General features: G+C 63.3%; 16 protein-coding genes. 1 reads left to right on the plus strand and 15 read right to left on the minus strand.

Annotation, left to right across the window (positions count from 1 at the left end):
• Positions 1-163: 163 nt before the first annotated feature.
• Both HAP41_RS31165 and HAP41_RS31170 read right to left on the minus strand, forming a co-directional pair.
• Complete coding sequence (locus tag HAP41_RS31165) at positions 164-1,222, minus strand: phosphotransferase family protein (RefSeq protein ID WP_166092686.1); 1,059 nt, start codon at positions 1,220-1,222, stop codon at positions 164-166.
• 131 nt (positions 1,223-1,353) lie between these two features.
• Entirely contained in the window at positions 1,354-2,589 is a 1,236-nt protein-coding gene (locus HAP41_RS31170; RefSeq protein WP_063982561.1) for an acyl-CoA dehydrogenase family protein, read from the minus strand.
• Positions 2,590-2,798: 209 nt separating this feature from the next.
• On the opposite strand from HAP41_RS31170, the gene HAP41_RS31175 reads away from it, so the two are divergent.
• Positions 2,799-3,461: a TetR/AcrR family transcriptional regulator gene (locus tag HAP41_RS31175; protein ID WP_166092677.1), complete on the plus strand. Its 663-nt coding sequence runs from the start codon at positions 2,799-2,801 to the stop codon at positions 3,459-3,461.
• 188 nt (positions 3,462-3,649) lie between these two features.
• Here HAP41_RS31175 and HAP41_RS31180 read toward each other — a convergent pair whose 3' ends face one another.
• The 13 genes from HAP41_RS31180 to HAP41_RS31240 form a co-directional block, all read right to left on the minus strand.
• On the minus strand, positions 3,650-4,042 hold the full coding sequence (locus HAP41_RS31180) for a RidA family protein (protein ID WP_166092671.1): 393 nt from the start codon (positions 4,040-4,042) through the stop codon (positions 3,650-3,652).
• Between the two features lie 201 nt (positions 4,043-4,243).
• Complete coding sequence (locus HAP41_RS31185) at positions 4,244-4,459, minus strand: hypothetical protein (RefSeq protein ID WP_014494475.1); 216 nt, start codon at positions 4,457-4,459, stop codon at positions 4,244-4,246.
• Positions 4,460-4,564: 105 nt separating this feature from the next.
• Positions 4,565-4,672, minus strand: coding sequence for a 3-keto-5-aminohexanoate cleavage protein (locus HAP41_RS31190; RefSeq protein ID WP_224580691.1), 108 nt, complete (start codon positions 4,670-4,672; stop codon positions 4,565-4,567).
• A 25-nt stretch (positions 4,673-4,697) separates the two neighbouring features.
• Positions 4,698-5,927 carry a CaiB/BaiF CoA transferase family protein gene (locus HAP41_RS31195; RefSeq protein ID WP_166092662.1) on the minus strand — a complete coding sequence of 410 codons (1,230 nt, stop codon included), beginning with the start codon at positions 5,925-5,927 and terminating at the stop codon, positions 4,698-4,700.
• 218 nt (positions 5,928-6,145) lie between these two features.
• Positions 6,146-6,835, minus strand: coding sequence for an outer membrane protein (locus tag HAP41_RS31200; RefSeq protein ID WP_166092656.1), 690 nt, complete (start codon positions 6,833-6,835; stop codon positions 6,146-6,148).
• Positions 6,836-6,972: 137 nt separating this feature from the next.
• Positions 6,973-8,178: an MFS transporter gene (locus HAP41_RS31205; RefSeq protein ID WP_166092649.1), complete on the minus strand. Its 1,206-nt coding sequence runs from the start codon at positions 8,176-8,178 to the stop codon at positions 6,973-6,975.
• A 145-nt stretch (positions 8,179-8,323) separates the two neighbouring features.
• Positions 8,324-9,151 (minus strand): 3-oxoadipate:acetyl-CoA acetyltransferase, encoded by an 828-nt coding sequence (locus HAP41_RS31210; RefSeq protein WP_166092636.1) that lies wholly within the window; start codon positions 9,149-9,151, stop codon positions 8,324-8,326.
• 121 nt (positions 9,152-9,272) lie between these two features.
• Entirely contained in the window at positions 9,273-10,670 is a 1,398-nt protein-coding gene (locus HAP41_RS31215) for an MFS transporter (RefSeq protein ID WP_166092625.1), read from the minus strand.
• A 469-nt stretch (positions 10,671-11,139) separates the two neighbouring features.
• Positions 11,140-12,456 (minus strand): NAD(P)/FAD-dependent oxidoreductase, encoded by a 1,317-nt coding sequence (locus HAP41_RS31220; RefSeq protein WP_166092622.1) that lies wholly within the window; start codon positions 12,454-12,456, stop codon positions 11,140-11,142.
• A gap of 59 nt (positions 12,457-12,515) precedes the next feature.
• Positions 12,516-13,832, minus strand: coding sequence for an NAD(P)/FAD-dependent oxidoreductase (locus HAP41_RS31225; protein WP_166092615.1), 1,317 nt, complete (start codon positions 13,830-13,832; stop codon positions 12,516-12,518).
• Positions 13,833-13,918: 86 nt separating this feature from the next.
• Positions 13,919-14,665, minus strand: a complete 747-nt coding sequence (locus tag HAP41_RS31230) for an amino acid ABC transporter ATP-binding protein (RefSeq protein ID WP_166092606.1) — start codon at positions 14,663-14,665, stop codon at positions 13,919-13,921.
• Complete coding sequence (locus tag HAP41_RS31235; protein WP_224580690.1) at positions 14,662-15,480, minus strand: amino acid ABC transporter permease; 819 nt, start codon at positions 15,478-15,480, stop codon at positions 14,662-14,664. The genes HAP41_RS31230 and HAP41_RS31235 overlap by 4 nt, the downstream gene beginning before the upstream one ends.
• Positions 15,477-16,193, minus strand: coding sequence for an amino acid ABC transporter permease (locus tag HAP41_RS31240; RefSeq protein WP_166092603.1), 717 nt, complete (start codon positions 16,191-16,193; stop codon positions 15,477-15,479). The genes HAP41_RS31235 and HAP41_RS31240 overlap by 4 nt, the downstream gene beginning before the upstream one ends.
• Positions 16,194-16,199: the final 6 nt, after the last annotated feature.

Raw genomic sequence — 16,199 nt, forward strand, 5'->3', positions numbered from 1 at the left:
GCCCCGGCTTGACCGGCGCACCCAGTACGCCGCGGCTCCTCTGCGTCCACGCGCTGTCTCTGGGATACTGGATTGCCCGTTTTCGCGGGCAATGACACCGAAAGTGTGGAGACGGCGAACCACAAAGCGAAAAGGCGCGGCCATCAGCCGCGCCTTTGTGAGTCTACACCGCGCCTGCCTTCTGCGCGTACTCCCACGACGCCTTCGACAGCGGCACGGTGCGCTTGGCCGACTCCAGGGCCTTCGCGTTGGCGGCGGTGCCGTCGCGGACGCGGCCGGCGATGCCTTGGGTGATGCCGGCGAGGCGGAACAGGTTGTAGGCAAAATACCAGTTGAGATCAGGCACCGTCATCTTGGTGACGTTGCAATAGATCTGCGCGGCCTCTTCCACGCTTGGGATGTTGAGCGCCTTGAGGTCGGCGCCCTCCAGGCCCGGCATGATCCACTGCATCAACAGATAGGTGAAGTCGGCCATGGGATCGCCAAGCGTCGACAGCTCCCAGTCGAGCACGGCCTGCACACGCGGTTCCGTCGCGTGGAAAATCATGTTGTCGAGGCGATAGTCGCCGTGGACGATCGAGACGCGCGCCTGCTCCGGCACGGTCTTGGGCAGCCATTCGGCGACCTTCTCGAACTCCGGAATGTGCTGCGTCTCGGACGCCCGGTACTGCTTGGTCCAGCGGTCGATCTGGCGCGCGAAATAATTGCCGGGCTTGCCGAACTCACCGAGGCCGATCGCGACGGGATCGTACATGTGGAGTTTTGCCAGCGTCTCGATCTTGCTGGTGAAGATTTTTCGACGATCTTCCGGCGTCTGGCTCGGCAGCGTCGGATCCCAGAACACCCGGCCGTCTTCCATCGACATGACGTAGAAGGCCGCGCCGATGATGCTGTCGTCCTGGCACAGCGCATAGGCGCGCGCGACCGGAAAACCCTGCTTTCCAAGGGCTGCGATGACGCGGTATTCGCGATCGACCGCGTGCGCCGACGGCAGCAATTTGCCGAACGGCTTTCGGCGCATCACATATGAGCGGTTCGGCGTGTTGAGCCGGTAGGTCGGATTGGACTGGCCGCCCTTGAACTGGAGGACAACCAGCGGGCCCTCATAGCCTTCGACGTTGTCGCGCATCCAGGCTTCGAGCCGCATCTCGTCGAAGCGATGACGCTCCTCGACCGGCTTGGTGCCCGAGAATTCTTCGTCTTTCCTGACGCCGTCAGCCACGATGACGCTCCCTCTTCAGTCCGAACATGATCCTAATCGGTAACCGCTGACGCACTTGCGTCAAGCGGTCACCGAATGCGGATCAGCCCTGTCGTCTTTTTCAAGTCGGGAGCGCCGCAGGGCTCTCCCTCTTAATGCTTGGGAGAATTGGCATACTTCCGAACTTCGAGCCTTGCAATGGCGCGATTGTGCACCTCGTCCGGACCGTCGGCGAGCCGCAGCGTGCGGATGCCGGCGTAGTCCTTGGCGAGACCCGCTTCGTCCGAAACGCCCGCGCCACCAAAGGCCTGGATCGCCTCGTCGATGATCTTCAGCGCCATGTTGGGTGCTGCGACCTTGATCATGGCGATCTCGGCCTGCGCGGTCTTGTTGCCGACCTTGTCCATCATGTCGGCGGCCTTGAGGCACAGAAGACGCGTCATCTCGATGTTGGTGCGGGCCTCGCCGATGCGCTGCTCCCACACCGAATGCTCGACAATCTTCTTGCCGAAGGCGGTACGCGACATCAGGCGCTTCACCATCTTCTCCAGCGCCTCCTCGGCCTTGCCGATGGTGCGCATGCAGTGGTGGATACGGCCGGGACCGAGGCGGCCCTGCGCGATCTCGAAGCCGCGGCCTTCGCCGAGCAGGATGTTCTCCTTGGGCACGCGCACGTTCTCGAGCAGCACCTGAGCGTGGCCGTGCGGCGCATCGTCGAAGCCGAACACCGGCAGCATCTTCTCGACCTTGATGCCGGGGGTGTCGAGCGGAACCAGGATCTGCGACTGCTGCTGATGCTTGGCCGCCTTGAAATCGGTCTTGCCCATCAGGATCGCGATCTTGCAGCGGGGATCGCCGACGCCGGACGACCACCATTTGCGGCCGTTGATGACGTAGTGATCGCCATCCTTCTCGATGCTGGTCTCGATGTTGGTGGCGTCGGACGAGGCGACCGCCGGTTCCGTCATCAGGAACGCCGATCGGATCTCGCCGTCCATCAGCGGACGCAGCCATTTGCGCTTCTGCTCCTTGGAGCCGTAGCGCATGAACACTTCCATGTTGCCGGTGTCGGGCGCCGAACAGTTGAACACTTCCGAAGCCCAGGAGATGTGGCCCATCTGCTCCGACAGCAGCGCGTATTCGAGATTGGTCAATCCCGCACCACGGAATTCGTCGTCTTCATGCTCGTTCGGCGGCATGAACATATTCCAGAGGCCTTCGGCCTTCGCCTTCTTCTTGAGGTCCTCCAGAACCGGGATCACCTTCCAGCGCTCGCCGCTGTGATCCTGCTCGTTATAGATCGGCACCGCCGGACGCACGTGCTTGGTCATGAACGACTGCACGCGGTCGAGCCATTCCTTCTGCTTGGGGGACAGATCGAAATCCATGGGACGCTCCTCGGTCTCTCTTTGCAAAGCTGTTTTGCGTCGGACTGTCCTCCCGCCGCACGCGGTCCGCAAGCACGAATGCCTGCGGACGCTTCGGAACCCGTCCGCGCGCTGCGAACGAGTCTCGATTGCGGATTGACTTTCTCCGGCCTTCAAACGATAGTTTCATACAAGTGTTTTGAATTGCACTCCCTCCCCGAGGGGCATCCATGGCCAGCGATCATACGAGGTCTGCCATTCTCGCCGCCGCCGAACGGCTTTATGCCGATCGCGGCTTTGGCGACGTGACGCTGCGCGACATCGTCGCGGAGGCCAACGTCAACCTCGCGGCGGTGAATTATCATTTCGGCTCGAAGGACGAATTGATCGCAGAGTTGTTCGTCTCGCGCTCGATCGCCACCAACCGCGAACGCCTGCGCGAATTGAAGGCCGCGGAAGAACAAGGCGGCGGTCGTGCGCCGATCGAGGTGATCTTGCGCGCCCTCGTCGGCCCGACCTTGCGCGGCTGCCTGGGTCCGGAAAACCAGCGCTCCACCGCGGCGCGCTTCATGATCCGCGCCTCGATCGAATCCGTGCCGCCGATCCGCCGCATCAAGAACCGCGAGATCGACCATTTGCGGAAATTCGCAGGCGCCATGCGGCGCTCCCTGCCCGACCGCAGCGACGTCGATATCTATTGGGGCCTGAACTTCGCGCTCGCCATGGCGCACCACACCATCCGCGAGAGCGAGCGGTTGACGAAGCTGTCGGAAGGCAAATGCGATCTCGACGACGTCGAGGACGTCGTCGCGCGCGTCGTCAGCGTCGCGACGATGGCGCTGACGGCGGGGCGGACCGAGACGAAGGCGCCGTCACGGGTTGTCGCGCGTTAGTCAAAAAGCCGTAGCCACGCCGGCGCTGCGCTCCCTCGCCCCGTTCTTACGGGGAGAGGGTTGGGGTGAGGGGCCTCTCTCCTCGTGCGAGCTTGTCGAAGGACCTGTACCCCCTCACCCGGATTGCATCTTCGATGCAATCCGACCTCTCCCCGCAAGCGGGGCGAGGTAAAGTAACCGCCAGTCCCTCACATCATCGCGATGCAGTCGATCTCGACGTCGAAGGGGCCGAACCATTCCGGGGTGCAGACGAAGATGCGCGCCGGCGGATCGATCGGGAAATAGCGCGCATAGATCGCGTTGAACGCGGCGAAGTGTTTGGTCGAGGTGCAGTAGACGTTGCACTTCATGACGTTGTCGAGCGAGGCGCCGGCCGTCTGAAGGCACAGCTTCATCTGCTCCATAATGATCTCGCTCTGCCGCTCGATTCCCATCCCGCCGATCTCGCCCGTCTCGGGGTCGAATGGCGGCAGGCCGGCAACGAAGATCATGTTGCCGGCGCGCGTGACCGGCGAGGTCGGCGCCTTGACGCGGTCGAGAAAGGACGAGATCGGTTCGACGCGGAGCGCTTCGCGTTTCATCGGCGGCCACCTTCGGTTCGAGCGAGACTGGCGCCTTGCTACATTATTTTGCAGCCGGCATGCTTCGCTAAAGCTCGAAGTGTGGTTGCGCTAAAGCGCGATGAGATCGCGCTCTAGTTTTTGTTTGAGCATGATCTCCGCGCAAATGCGTTCCGCGTTTGTCGCGAGGGAAAACCGCTGCGCAGTTTTCCGGATCCTGCCTTACACCCGCTGCGGCATCTCCTCGGCCTCTTCCTTGGCGAGCAGCAGCAGCATCTCGATGCCCATCTCGCCTTCCTGGGGCGAACGGATGAACTTTATCTCGTCGGCGCTTTGCCGCAGCGCTGCAATGATGGCGACGGCCTGATTGGCCGTTGCTGCCTCGGTCGCCAGAATTGCCTTCTGGTCCTTGGCTTGAAACCCGATCGTGTAGGACATGCGTTCCCTCCCGGACTTGCGTGGGGAGGATCGCATCAGAGTCGCGCGCAAAGCGGAAGCCTGAGCGAGTACGGACCGGGTTTATCTGGGGATTGCGCGCAAGCCTCAGGCAAGGCCGAACATGGCGCGCGCGTCGTCCGCGGTCGCAACCGTCGCTCCCAGGCTGGTCAGGATCGCTGTCGCATGCGCGCCGGCATTGGTCTTCGCCGGCACGCCCTGGGAGGATCAGGAAGCGAAGCTAGATGATCCCCTGCTGCTTCAGCTGTTCGATCTTGCCGGCATCATAACCAAGCTTGCCGCCGAGAACTTCCTGGGTGTGCTCGCCGAGCAGCGGCGGGGCGCGGTAATTCTTGATTGGGGTCTCCGAGAGGGTCAGCGCGTTGCGGATCAGCGACAGATCGGGCTCGAACGGATGATCGACCTTCACCCGCATGCCGCGCGACTGGACGTGCGGATCGGAAAACACCTGCTCGAAATTGTTGATCGGGCCCGACGGCACGCCGGCCTCCTCCAGCTTTTCGAGCCAATAGGCCACCGGCTGCTTCAGGAACAGGCCGGCGAAGATCGCCATGATCTCCTTGCCGTGCACGACGCGGTCGTTGTTCTTGACGAAGCGCTTGTCGTTCGCAAGCTCGGGCTCGCCGAGCACGGCGCAGGTGCGCTGGAACTGGCCGTCATTGCCGACCACCAGCATCAGCTCGCCGTCGGTGCAGCGGAACACGCCGGCCGGCATGCCGCCATTGCCCCAGGTGCCGCGGCGCGGCGGCATCTTGCCGTTGACGAGGTAGATCTGCAGCCAGTGCGACAGCGATGCGATGACGGTGTCGAACAGGCAGACGTCGATGTGCTGCCCCTGCCCGTCATTGGCGTCGCGATGGTACAGCGCCGAGAGAATTCCGATCGAGGTGTTCATGCCGGTCATGTAGTCGACGATCGACGGGCCGACCTTCATCGGACCCTCGCCGGGCTCGCCGTCGATATGGCCGGTGACGCTCATCAGACCGCCCATCGCCTGCAGGATCGCGTCATAGCCGGCGCGCGGCGCGTACGGGCCGGTCTGGCCGAAGCCGGTCACCGAACAATAGATGATGCCGGGGTTGATCGCCTTGATCGTCTCGTAGTCGAGGCCGTAGCGCTTGAGATCGCCGACCTTGTAGTTCTCCATGAAGACGTCGACGTCCTTGGCGAGCGCGCGGATGATCGCCTGCCCCTCGGGCTTGGCGATGTTGACGGTGACCGACTTCTTGTTGCGGTTGGCGCAAAGGTAGAACGAGTTGTTGTTGTTGGCCTTGCCCTCGGGGTCGGTCAGATAAGGCGGGCCGAAGGCGCGCGCGTCGTCGCCGGTGCCCGGCCGCTCGATCTTGATCACCTCCGCGCCGAGATCACCCAGCATCTGGGCCGACAGGGGCCCGGCAAGCACGCGGGTGAGATCAAGGATCTTGATGCCTGAGAGCGGCAAGGCCGACATGTCGATTTCCTCCGGGAACTGATATTGGCGCGGCGGCCTTAAGCCCTGGCCGCGCTCCCTGCGGATACACCATTTTGGAGTCCTGAGCACTGCGTTCGGGGCATACGGCTATCCATCGCCCGGCAGCAGGAGCGGCCCTGCGGCGGGCGAATTTCCGCGCCACGGCTATCGCGCCTGCGCCGGCGCTCCGCCACGGCGATCCGCGCCGCTGATGACGGCTAGAACCTGACGCTGATTCCACCGCGCACGGACTGGAAGCGAGGATGCTGCTCGTAGCTCGCCCCGACGTCGGGCCAGTCGAAGCGGGACGTGCCGAAATCGCTATAGCGATATTCCAGGCGCGCCGTAACCCGATTGGTCAGCGCCGCTTCTCCGCCGACGCCTGCGGTCCATCCGGTCTTCGAAATGTCGGCATCCACCGTGGGAACTGCCAATGTCGACGTCCACCGGTACTTCACCTCGGTGAACGCCAAGCCACCCGTCACATAGAGCAGCAGGCGCTCAGTCGGTGTAAAGCCGAGCCGTCCGCGAACGGAGGCCTCCCACTCCTTGCGCGCGTCGTATCGGAAAAACGGGATGTTAAATCCGCCGTTCACCGGGCCCACGTCTACATCGGCCTCAAGGCCAACAACGAGCCTGTCCAATTGATGGTTGTAGCCCACATGGACACCGCCGAAGCCGCCGTCCGCGCGGAACCCATGCGTGAAGCCGGTCGGAGGCCCGCCCAAGACGAATTCGACAGTGCGATCCGGGCTCCACGCGTAACCACCTTGGACACCTGCATAGAAGCCAGTCCATGCGAAGGGCGACACGGCGACAGAGCGCACTGCCTTAACGGGCAAGTCGGCAGCATCCGCAGCGACGGCGGAGCAGGCCAGCGCGGCGAGGCAGATCAGCGTGCGTTTCATTGCAAATTCCGGCCCATGGGATTGACGATTCCAACTCTAGCGGGTTCCTCCCGCTATTGCTGTGGCGGCCGGGCGACACTCGGTGAAAACGAATAGGAAGCGACCGGCAACTCGCGGCAACCGACGTGCCGCCGACCTCACACCACACCGGCCGCGGCCATCTGCGGACGGCGGCGGCTGAGCAGAAGCAGGATCATCACGGCCGCGCAGGAACAGACGAAGGTGAGACCGAGCGCGCCGCGGCTGCCGTATTGGGTGAGCAGGCCGGCAAGAACGGGCGGCGAGATGGCGGAGGCGAGATTGAGCGGGAGCGCGATCATTGACGACGCCTTGGCGAACTCGGCCTGATCGTAGAACACCAGCGGTATCGTCGCCCGCGCCACCGCCATGGCACCGCTGCCGGCGCCATAGAGCAGGATGAAGACCGCGACCGCCCAGGTCGCCCCCTCGCTCAGCATCAAGAGCAGCATGGCCACGGGCAGCGCCGTGCCGGCGACAAGCCCCGTCGTGATGCCGTCCCAGCGCCCGCCGCCGAGGAAATCGAGCCCGCGGGCGCTGACCTGGATCACGCCGAGCATCGAGCCGAAGGCGATCGCCTGCGCCGGCGCCAGCCCCTCGGCGCGCAGCAATTCGATGAAAACGGCGCTCAGGCCGAAAGTGACGAAGGCATTGACGGTGATCGCGGCGACGACGAGGCCGAACGTGCTCCGCGGAATCGACAGCGCATTGGCCTGTTTTGCGGGAGCGGTGCCCCCCTCCTTCGCGACGGCCCGGCGCGGAGTTGCGAAAGCATAAAGCGGAAGCGAAACGAGAAACAGCATGGCGGCGTAGACGAGGCAGGTGCCGCGCCAACCGAAATGACCGCTCAGGAACGAGGTGGTCGGCCAGAAGATGCTGCCGGACAGTCCCGTCACCAGCATGAGCGCACCAATCGCGCTCTTGGCCTGTCGCCCGGCGACCTCGTTGAGCATGATATAGGCGCCGGTCGACAGTGTGGCGCTGCCGCCCATGCCGAGAATGACCCAGGCCACGAAATAGAGCATCGGCTCGTGCGCAAAATACAGAAGGACATAGCCCGGCACGGCCACGACGGTGCCCGCCATCATCACCTTGCGTGCGCCGTGCCGCGCAAAAGCCTTGGCGAGCCAAGGCGCACACAGGCCCATGGTGACATAAAGCGTCGAGGTGCCCGCAAACACCATCGGCAGACTCATGCCGAGATCGGCCGCGAGGTCACGGCCCACGATCGGCGGAAGACCGATCGTGCCCCATCCAATGAGCTGGGTGATGGCAAGCACCAGCAGGACCCCGATGAGCCTGCCGTCAGATTTCAAGAACCGCATTCCGATCGTCGCCTGCCCCAGCTGCATGCGTGCGCACAGACACGTCATAGCGGGAGTCTTGATAACGGAAGTCCTGGCGCAGCGGAACGCCGGCCGCCGAATGGCAGAAGGCGGCCGGGAGCATGTCAGCAGGAGGCAGTAGCCCCTACCCCGCGAGCCCGAGCACGGATCGCGCCTCGGCCGCGGTCGCGACGCGCCGGCCGTGGCGTGTGACAGCCTCGCCGGCGATGGTCACGAGCTCGGCGTTGCTGGCGGCCAGGCGCGTCTTGTCGATCCTGATATTGTCCTCGAGCCCGGTGCGCACCGCGTCGGCGCCGCGCGCAAGCGCCCAGCCCATGACCTCGGCCTGATGGCGTCCGATCCCGGCCGCCGTCCACGTCGCTTTCGGGATCAGCCGCTTCAGCTCTCCCAGGAGGATGTCGAGGACATGCTCGTCCGCAGGCATCGCGTTCTTGACGCCCATGACGAATTGCACGTGCGGACGCGAGTCCATCAGCCCCGCCTCGATCAGACGCCGCGCACCGTGTAGATGCGACAGATCGAAGATCTCGATTTCCGGGCGGATGCCATTTGTCTTCATGCCGGTCGCGAGAGTCTCGACCAGGGCGGCGCCGTTCTCATAGACGATCGTCGGAAAGTTCACCGATCCTGTCGACAGCGAGGCCATGTCCGGCTTCAGATAAAGCGATGATCCCCGCGCCGAGGGATCGCGGCCGCGCCCGCCGGTCGAGAACTGAACGATCATCCCCGGACAATGCATTTTGATCCCCTCCTGCACCTGCGCGAAACGCGCGGGGTCGGAGGACGGCGTCTCGTCATCGTTTCGAACATGGATATGGGCAAGCGTGGCGCCGGCCTCGAAGGCCTCCTGCGTCGACTCGATCTGCTCGGACGGCAAGATCGGCACCGCGGGATTGTCCTTCTTGCGCGGAACGGAGCCGGTGATGGCGACAGCAACAACAACGGGGTTCATCCCTTGACCTCATGATGATCGCGCTCGCGCGCACAAAAATTCGAATCGGCAATCTCGTAACGCATCGAGCCCTGCCGCTGCAAACATCATCGATCGCAGCGGCAGGCTCCTTGCGTGCCCTTCAGGTCGGAATTGCGGCCGCACGGCTCGCCGCCTCCGCACGCTGCCGCTCATAGTCGGCCCGCGGCATCGGAACGGCCTTGGGATTGCCGAGATCGTCGATACTGACCCGATAGGTCTCCCGGGCCGTGACGGCCGCCAGCGCCGCGATGACAGTGATACCGAAGGCGATCGCTCCCACCGTCAAGGGGATATTGTCCGAGCCGGGAGGCGCCACGGTCGCAAACAGGGCCGGAAGCAACGCGGTGATGGTCGTTCCGATGTTCTGCGAGATCGCCATCGCCGACACCCGCGTGCGGGTCGGAAACAGCTCCGGGTAGAAGCTCGGGAAGATGGCGTTGTAGCCCTGATAGACGACGCCCCACATCAGCAGCGACACCAGGATCGCCAGCGGCACATTCCTGATGCTGATGGCATAGAGATAGACGAAGGCAAGCAAGCCGGAGAGAAGCGCGCCCACGATGATCGGAGGCTTGCGACCGACCTTGTCGGAGAGATTGCCGACGAAGGGAATGACGAATATGGCCAGCATATTTCCGAGGACCGGGATCCACAGATAGACGTCCTTGGCAAAACCGATGCCATAGGCCGGCTGCACCGCGTAGGCCGCACCGAAGATGGTCGCAACAACCGGGATGACGTTCATCAGAGCCATGCAGATGACCCTGAGCATGTCGCGCCAGCTCAGCTTGATGGCCTGAACAATGGGCGACCGCGGCGTTTCTCCCCGTGCGCCCTCTTGCGCAAAGGCAGGGGTTTCGTCGACTTCGCGACGAATGATGTAGCCTGCGACAATGACGAAGAAGCTGAGCAGGAACGGAATCCGCCATCCCCAGCTATTGAATGCGTCGGTCGGCATATAGGCCGCCAGCGGCAGGAACACGGCTGCCGCGAGGATTTGTCCGGCCTGCACGCCCTGAAGGGCGAAACTGGCATAGAAGCCGCGCCGGCCGAACGGCGCATGCTCCAGGATCATCGAGCTCGCGCCGGAGATTTCACCGGCCACCGCAAATCCCTGCACAAGGCGCAGGATGACGAGCAGGATCGGCGCCAGGATGCCGACCTGCTGATAGGTCGGCAGAAAACCCACCGCCATCGTCGAGATGCCCATCAGGAACATGCAGACGATGAGAACGGTCTTGCGGCCATGGGTGTCGCCCCAATGTCCGAGAACGAAAGCCCCGATCGGCCGGGCCACATATCCCACACCATAGGTCGCCAGCGATGCAACGATGGCGACGGTGGGATTTTCCGACGGGAAGAAGATTTGCGGAAAGATCAGCGACGCGGCGGTCGCGTAGATGAAGAAGTCATAATATTCGAGAGCCGAACCGATCCAGCCGCTGGCAGCGGCCTTCCTGGACTGACTCATGTGACGGATCGTGCGAGTCGTGGTCATCGCAGAAAATTCCTCCACTGGGTTTGCTGACGTCCCGTTGTCGGGCTTCGCTCGAAATTGGGCAGCATTCTCCGGGCGCTCTGCCGACTTCCGCGAGCGCTTGTCACTGCCGATGGGTATCCGATTGGTCGCGACAATAGGCTTTCGCCGGGCTAACACAATTACCCAGTTATGCGATAAACCTAACATGATGTTATTTTCGCCAGACTTGAACACAGTTGGCGATTGTGCGCCGATCAGCAGCGCTCCGGCGGAGACGCGTCGTCGACATCCGACGCAGAGACGACCAGATATTTCAGACCGCCAGTTCAACACACGCTTTTCGCCACAAGCGCACGCTAGGCTCGCTTCTCCCATGCCGGCAAGATTGCCCGCCTCAGACAGCGCGACTGTGTGTGGGAGACCGGCCCGTCTGCCACGAGAAGAGCTCCCGTGACGACTACACCTTGTTTGGCGTGGGCATCAAAAATCAGGCGGCCTTCTTCAGGCGCTTGAAGCGCTCCATCCGGAAGGGTGCGGGATCTACGCAGGGCGTCGAACCGGTCACGAGATCGGCCATCAGGGCGCCGGCGCCAGGACCGATACCGAAGCCGTGGCCCGAGAAGCCGGTCGCGAGATAGAAGCCTGGAACGGAGCCGACCGGCGCGATAACTGGAACGGCATCCGGCGTGACATCCATCAGGCCAGCCCACATTTGCATGATCTTGGCGTCGCGGAACGCCGGGAAGGCTTCGCACAGATGGGTGACGCCGCCGTGGACGAACCGCAGCGACGGATCGGGATCAAGAATGCGGACATGCTCGAAAGGACTAACCTCATCACTCTTCCAGCTGCGGGCCATTTTCACCTCGCGAACGAACTGACCGCCGATGCGAAGCGTCAGTTCGTTCCAGCTCTTGATGAGCGTCGGCGTATAGTCGCAGAACAATCGGAAACTGTCCGGCGTAATCGGGGCGACGTTCGCGTTGCGCTGGGCGACGGTGAACCCGCCATCCAGACGGCGGCGGAAAGCGAAGTTGCCCGCACCAACGGCAAAATCCGGAACGCCCTCGATCGAAGAAACGCGGGCGACGCTCCCGAGTATCTTCAGGACCGGAAGATCGATGCCCATGTTGCCGGCGAAGAGGCGCGACCAAGCCCCTCCCGCCAGCACGACGGACGAACAGCGGATCTCCCCGCGCTCGGTGACACAGCCGCTCACCCTGCCCGCCGACCGCTCGATGGAACGGACCGCGCAATTGGTGAGGATATGCACCCCTTTCGCGGCCGCGCCGCGCGCGATTGCAGGAACGGCGATAAACGGCTCCGCCTTGCCGTCGCTCGGCGTATGCAGCGCGGCACGGAACGGTTTCGCCATACCCGGAATGAGCGTCTTCAGCGCCTCGCCCCTTACGAAGCGAGAGTCGAGATCGAAAGACGTGGCGTGTTTCAACCACTCGTCATACGTCGCAACGTCGGCATCCGTGTCGCAGAGATAGGCGATGCCGGCCTGCCGAAAGCCGGTTTCGCCGCCGATACGCTCGTTCATGCCACGCCAGAGCCGAAGACTCTCGATCGCGAGCGGCAACTCGGCCGGATCGCGCCCCATTTGGCGTACCCAGCCCCAGTTTCGCGACGACTGCTCTGCTCCGATCAATCCCTTTTCGCACAGGGCAACGGAGACGCCACGCTCAACCAGCGAAAGCGCGGTCGACACGCCGATGATGCCGCCGCCGATCACGACGACGTCCACATGCGCAGGCAGCTCCTGCGGCGCGACGACAAGATCGGGAATAATCCTGGACACGTGGTCCTCCTTGAAACGGGTACGCGGAAGGCGAGCCGGGCCGGATGTGCCGCCCGGGATCAGCGTCCCGGACGGTCGAGGAAATCGCGCAGGCGATACCAGCCGGCAAAGAGCGGCACGAACCAGGGCTTGCCCGAATAGAAGGGCACGGCCGTGAATGTCTCGCGATCGAAGGCCGATGGCATGTTCTGCTCGCCGAGAATTTTGCGTGCTGTCTGGTAGCCGAGAAAGGTCATCAGCGCGACGCCGTTGCCATTGCAACCAGCCGCGAAATCCGCGCCGTCCCGAGCCCCGAGATGGGCTATCTTGTCGACGGTCATGGCCACGCGCCCGCTCCAGGCATGAGTGATCTTCACGCCCGCAAGCTGCGGCCAGATGGCCAACATGCGCGCATAAAGCCGCTTCGCGGCCAGCTTGTCGGGCATGTCGAAGATGCCCGGGCGTGAACCGAACAGAAGCCGTGTCCCGTCAGGCGACGGCCTGGCGTAGATCAAATCACGGCGTGTGTCGGACACCATGCGGGCCTGCGGAATGAGCTCGGCCAGGAGATCGGCCGGCAGCGGCGCGGTGGCAATCTGATAGCTCTTGACCGGCACGATGCGGCTGGCGAGGCCAGGCGTCGCATCGGCGGCGGTGTAACCGTTTGTGGTTGCGACCACGTGGGCAGCCCGGATGGCACCTCGAGCGGTCGGCACGATCTTCTCTCCTTTCGCACCATCCTGCACCATACCCGCGCGCGCATGCGAGCGCAGCATGACGCCGGCGGCGCGCGCCCGGTCGCGCAGCGCCTTGTGATACTTGCCCGGATGCAGACCGCCATATTCGTCGATCACCATGCCGCCGTGATAATAGTCCGAACCGATCGCCGATCGCTGCTGCGCGCGATCGAGGAAATGTACGGTCACGCCGGTCTTTTCCGCCAGAAGCATGCCGTGCCGCTTCAGGGTTTCGTAATCGCCCGCGGCGTGGGCGCCGAAAAAGCGGCCGCTGAGCGCAAGCCCCGCATCCAGCTTCTCCGTCTCGACCAGCATCTTCAGATAATCGAAGCTCTCGTTGCTCTCGCCGATCAGGCGCGAGAAGAGCACGGGGTCGATCCCCTTGATCGCACCACTAACCACCAGCTTCTGGCCACTCGACACCATCCCGCCCGAACGCGTCGAGGCTCCCTCCCCGATCCGGTCACCGTCGATGACGACGACGGAGCGCCCGGCGCGCGCCAGATGAGTCGCTGCATTCAACCCGGCATAGCCCGAGCCGATGACCACGACGTCGGCTCGCTCCGGCAGCGGATCGAGATCGGTCTCCGGTTCCGCGGCCTCCCACCAGTAAGGCGTTTCCTTGAAGTCCTTGGCGTAGATGTCGTCAAAACGAGGCATGATGTATTGGGCCTTCCGGCTCACCTTTCATTTTCATTGCACGTGGGATGGCCGCACCACGCAGCGCGTCCGCCCCGGTGGTGCGATCAGAGAACCTGACCGAGGAATTCGCGCGTGCGCGGGTCTCGCGGATTGTCGAAGAGTTCCGCAGGAGGCGCACTTTCCACGATCAGACCACGATCGGTGAAACAAACGCGTTGCGAGACTTCCCGGGCGAACTTCATCTCGTGCGTCACGAGAATGCAGGTGAGGCCCTCCTCCACCAGTTCGCGGATCGCGAACAGCACGTCCTTTACCGTTTCGGGATCGAGCGCAGCCGTCACCTCGTCGAACAGGATCGCTTCCGGCTGCATCGCGAGTGCGCGGGCGATTGCCACGCGCTGCTGCTGGCCGCCGGACAGCTGCCCCGGGTAGCTGTCCGCCTTCTCCGAGAGCCGCACCTTCTTCAGGAGCTTGCGGGCCCGCTCCTCGACTTCGGCGCGATCGTGTCCGAGGACCTGGATCGGCGCCATCATGATGTTTTCCAGTGCGGTGCGATGCGGGAAAAGATTGTACTGCTGGAACACCATCGCGACCTGATGGCGCAGCACCCGCATCTGCTTTTCCGACCTCATGTCATGCACACGGTGTGCGCCGACGCGGACAAAGCCTTCGTCCACGGGAATCAGGCCGTTGATGCAGCGCAGAATGGTGGACTTTCCCGACCCGGAAGGACCGATAATGCAGACTGCCTCGCCCTTCTGCACGAACATCGAAATGCCCTTGAGAACAGGGACGTCACCGAAGGACTTGCGGACGTTGTCGAGCTCGATCAGCGCGTCGATGCGGTTCACAGGCTTTCTCCCTTCACGGCGCGCTCCAACCGGCGCGCGACGACCGCGATCGGATAGCAATAGGCGATGAACAGGAAGAGGATGGTCAAATAGAAGTAGACGATCACGCGCTCGTTCTCCATGGCGAGCAAAGTATTCAGAATTGTCAGCACGTCCTGGATACCGGTCACCGTGGCGAGCGCTGTCGCGATCATCAGCAACGCGTAGGAATTCATCCAGCCCGGGATCATGCGCCGCAGCGCCTGTGGCATGATCACGTGGCGATAGATCTGGCCGGTGCCATAGCCGAGCGAACGTGCCGCTTCCCACTGACCGCTGTGAATGGACTGAACGGCGCCCCGGATCACCTCGGAGAAATTCGCCGCCGTCGGCAGCGCAAGGCCAATCACGGCCTTCACGAACGGCGGGAACGCAATGGTCGTGCCGAAGACATGCATCTCAAACGGCAGGAAATAGAGCGTTGCAAAAAGCAGAACGAGCCAGGGTGAATTGCGCAGGAAATTCATCAGCAGAAGAGACGGGAGCCGGATCGGCCCGAACCTGGCGAGCGTCGCAAGACCCATGATCGTACCGAGCACCGTCGCCAGTGCCATGGAGGCGATCGAGAGAATGATATTGAGGGCAAAGCCGCCATTGATCGGCCAGCCGGACGCCGAGCCGGTGAGAAGCAGAGGAAGCCGCGCCAGCACGCGGCTCCAGTGCGCCGAGCCGCCCGCCGCCGCATCGACCCCGATCCAGACGGCCACGCCAAAGGCGATCAGCAGCAGAACGGCGCGCTTCTTTCCGTCATAGGAGAGCATAGAGCCCGCGATCAATGCCCCCTCCCGTAACCCGGGAAGGCCATGAGGGCTTCGAGCCTCGCCATCGCAAATGTGAGGATGGACACCAGCACCACATATATGAGGAGGACCAGAATCATGACCTCCAGCGTGCGGAACGTGTCATTGTAGATCTGCCCGGCGTAGTACATCAGTTCCGGCACGGTGATGACGGATGCCTGCGACGTCGTCTTGAAGAGGTTGGTCAGGATGTTCGTCAGTCCCGGCAGGCAGATGCGGGTGGCGATCGGCGCCTCGATGCGCCAGAAGCGGGCCCATCGGCCGTACCCCAGCGACCGCGCCGCATCGATGATCGACCGCGGCATGGTTTCGATGCCGGAGCGGAAGGCTTCGGTCGCCAGCGCCCCGCCGAAGAGACTGAGCGAAATCGCAGCACAGGCAAAGGCACTGAGAAGCGGAACCGATAATCCCGTCGACGGATCGGTCACCTTGAGGCCGAGGTTCGAGAAGGTGAAATAGGCAAACAACATCTGCAGCAGCGGCGGCGTGTTGCGGAACACCTCGACGAACAGCTCGATCAGGGCATCGAGCCAGAAAATCCGCAGCGTGAGCCCGAGGGCCCCGAGCATCCCGATGAGGATGGCGGCCCCCGATGAGAGCGCCGCCAGCTTCAGCGTGTTGACGACACCGGTCAGCAGCCATTGCTGGTACGCAGGATCCGCGAGCCAGGAATAGTCGAGTCCGAACAAAGGCCG

The organism is Bradyrhizobium barranii subsp. apii (assembly GCF_011516635.5).
Classification (GTDB): domain Bacteria; phylum Pseudomonadota; class Alphaproteobacteria; order Rhizobiales; family Xanthobacteraceae; genus Bradyrhizobium; species Bradyrhizobium barranii.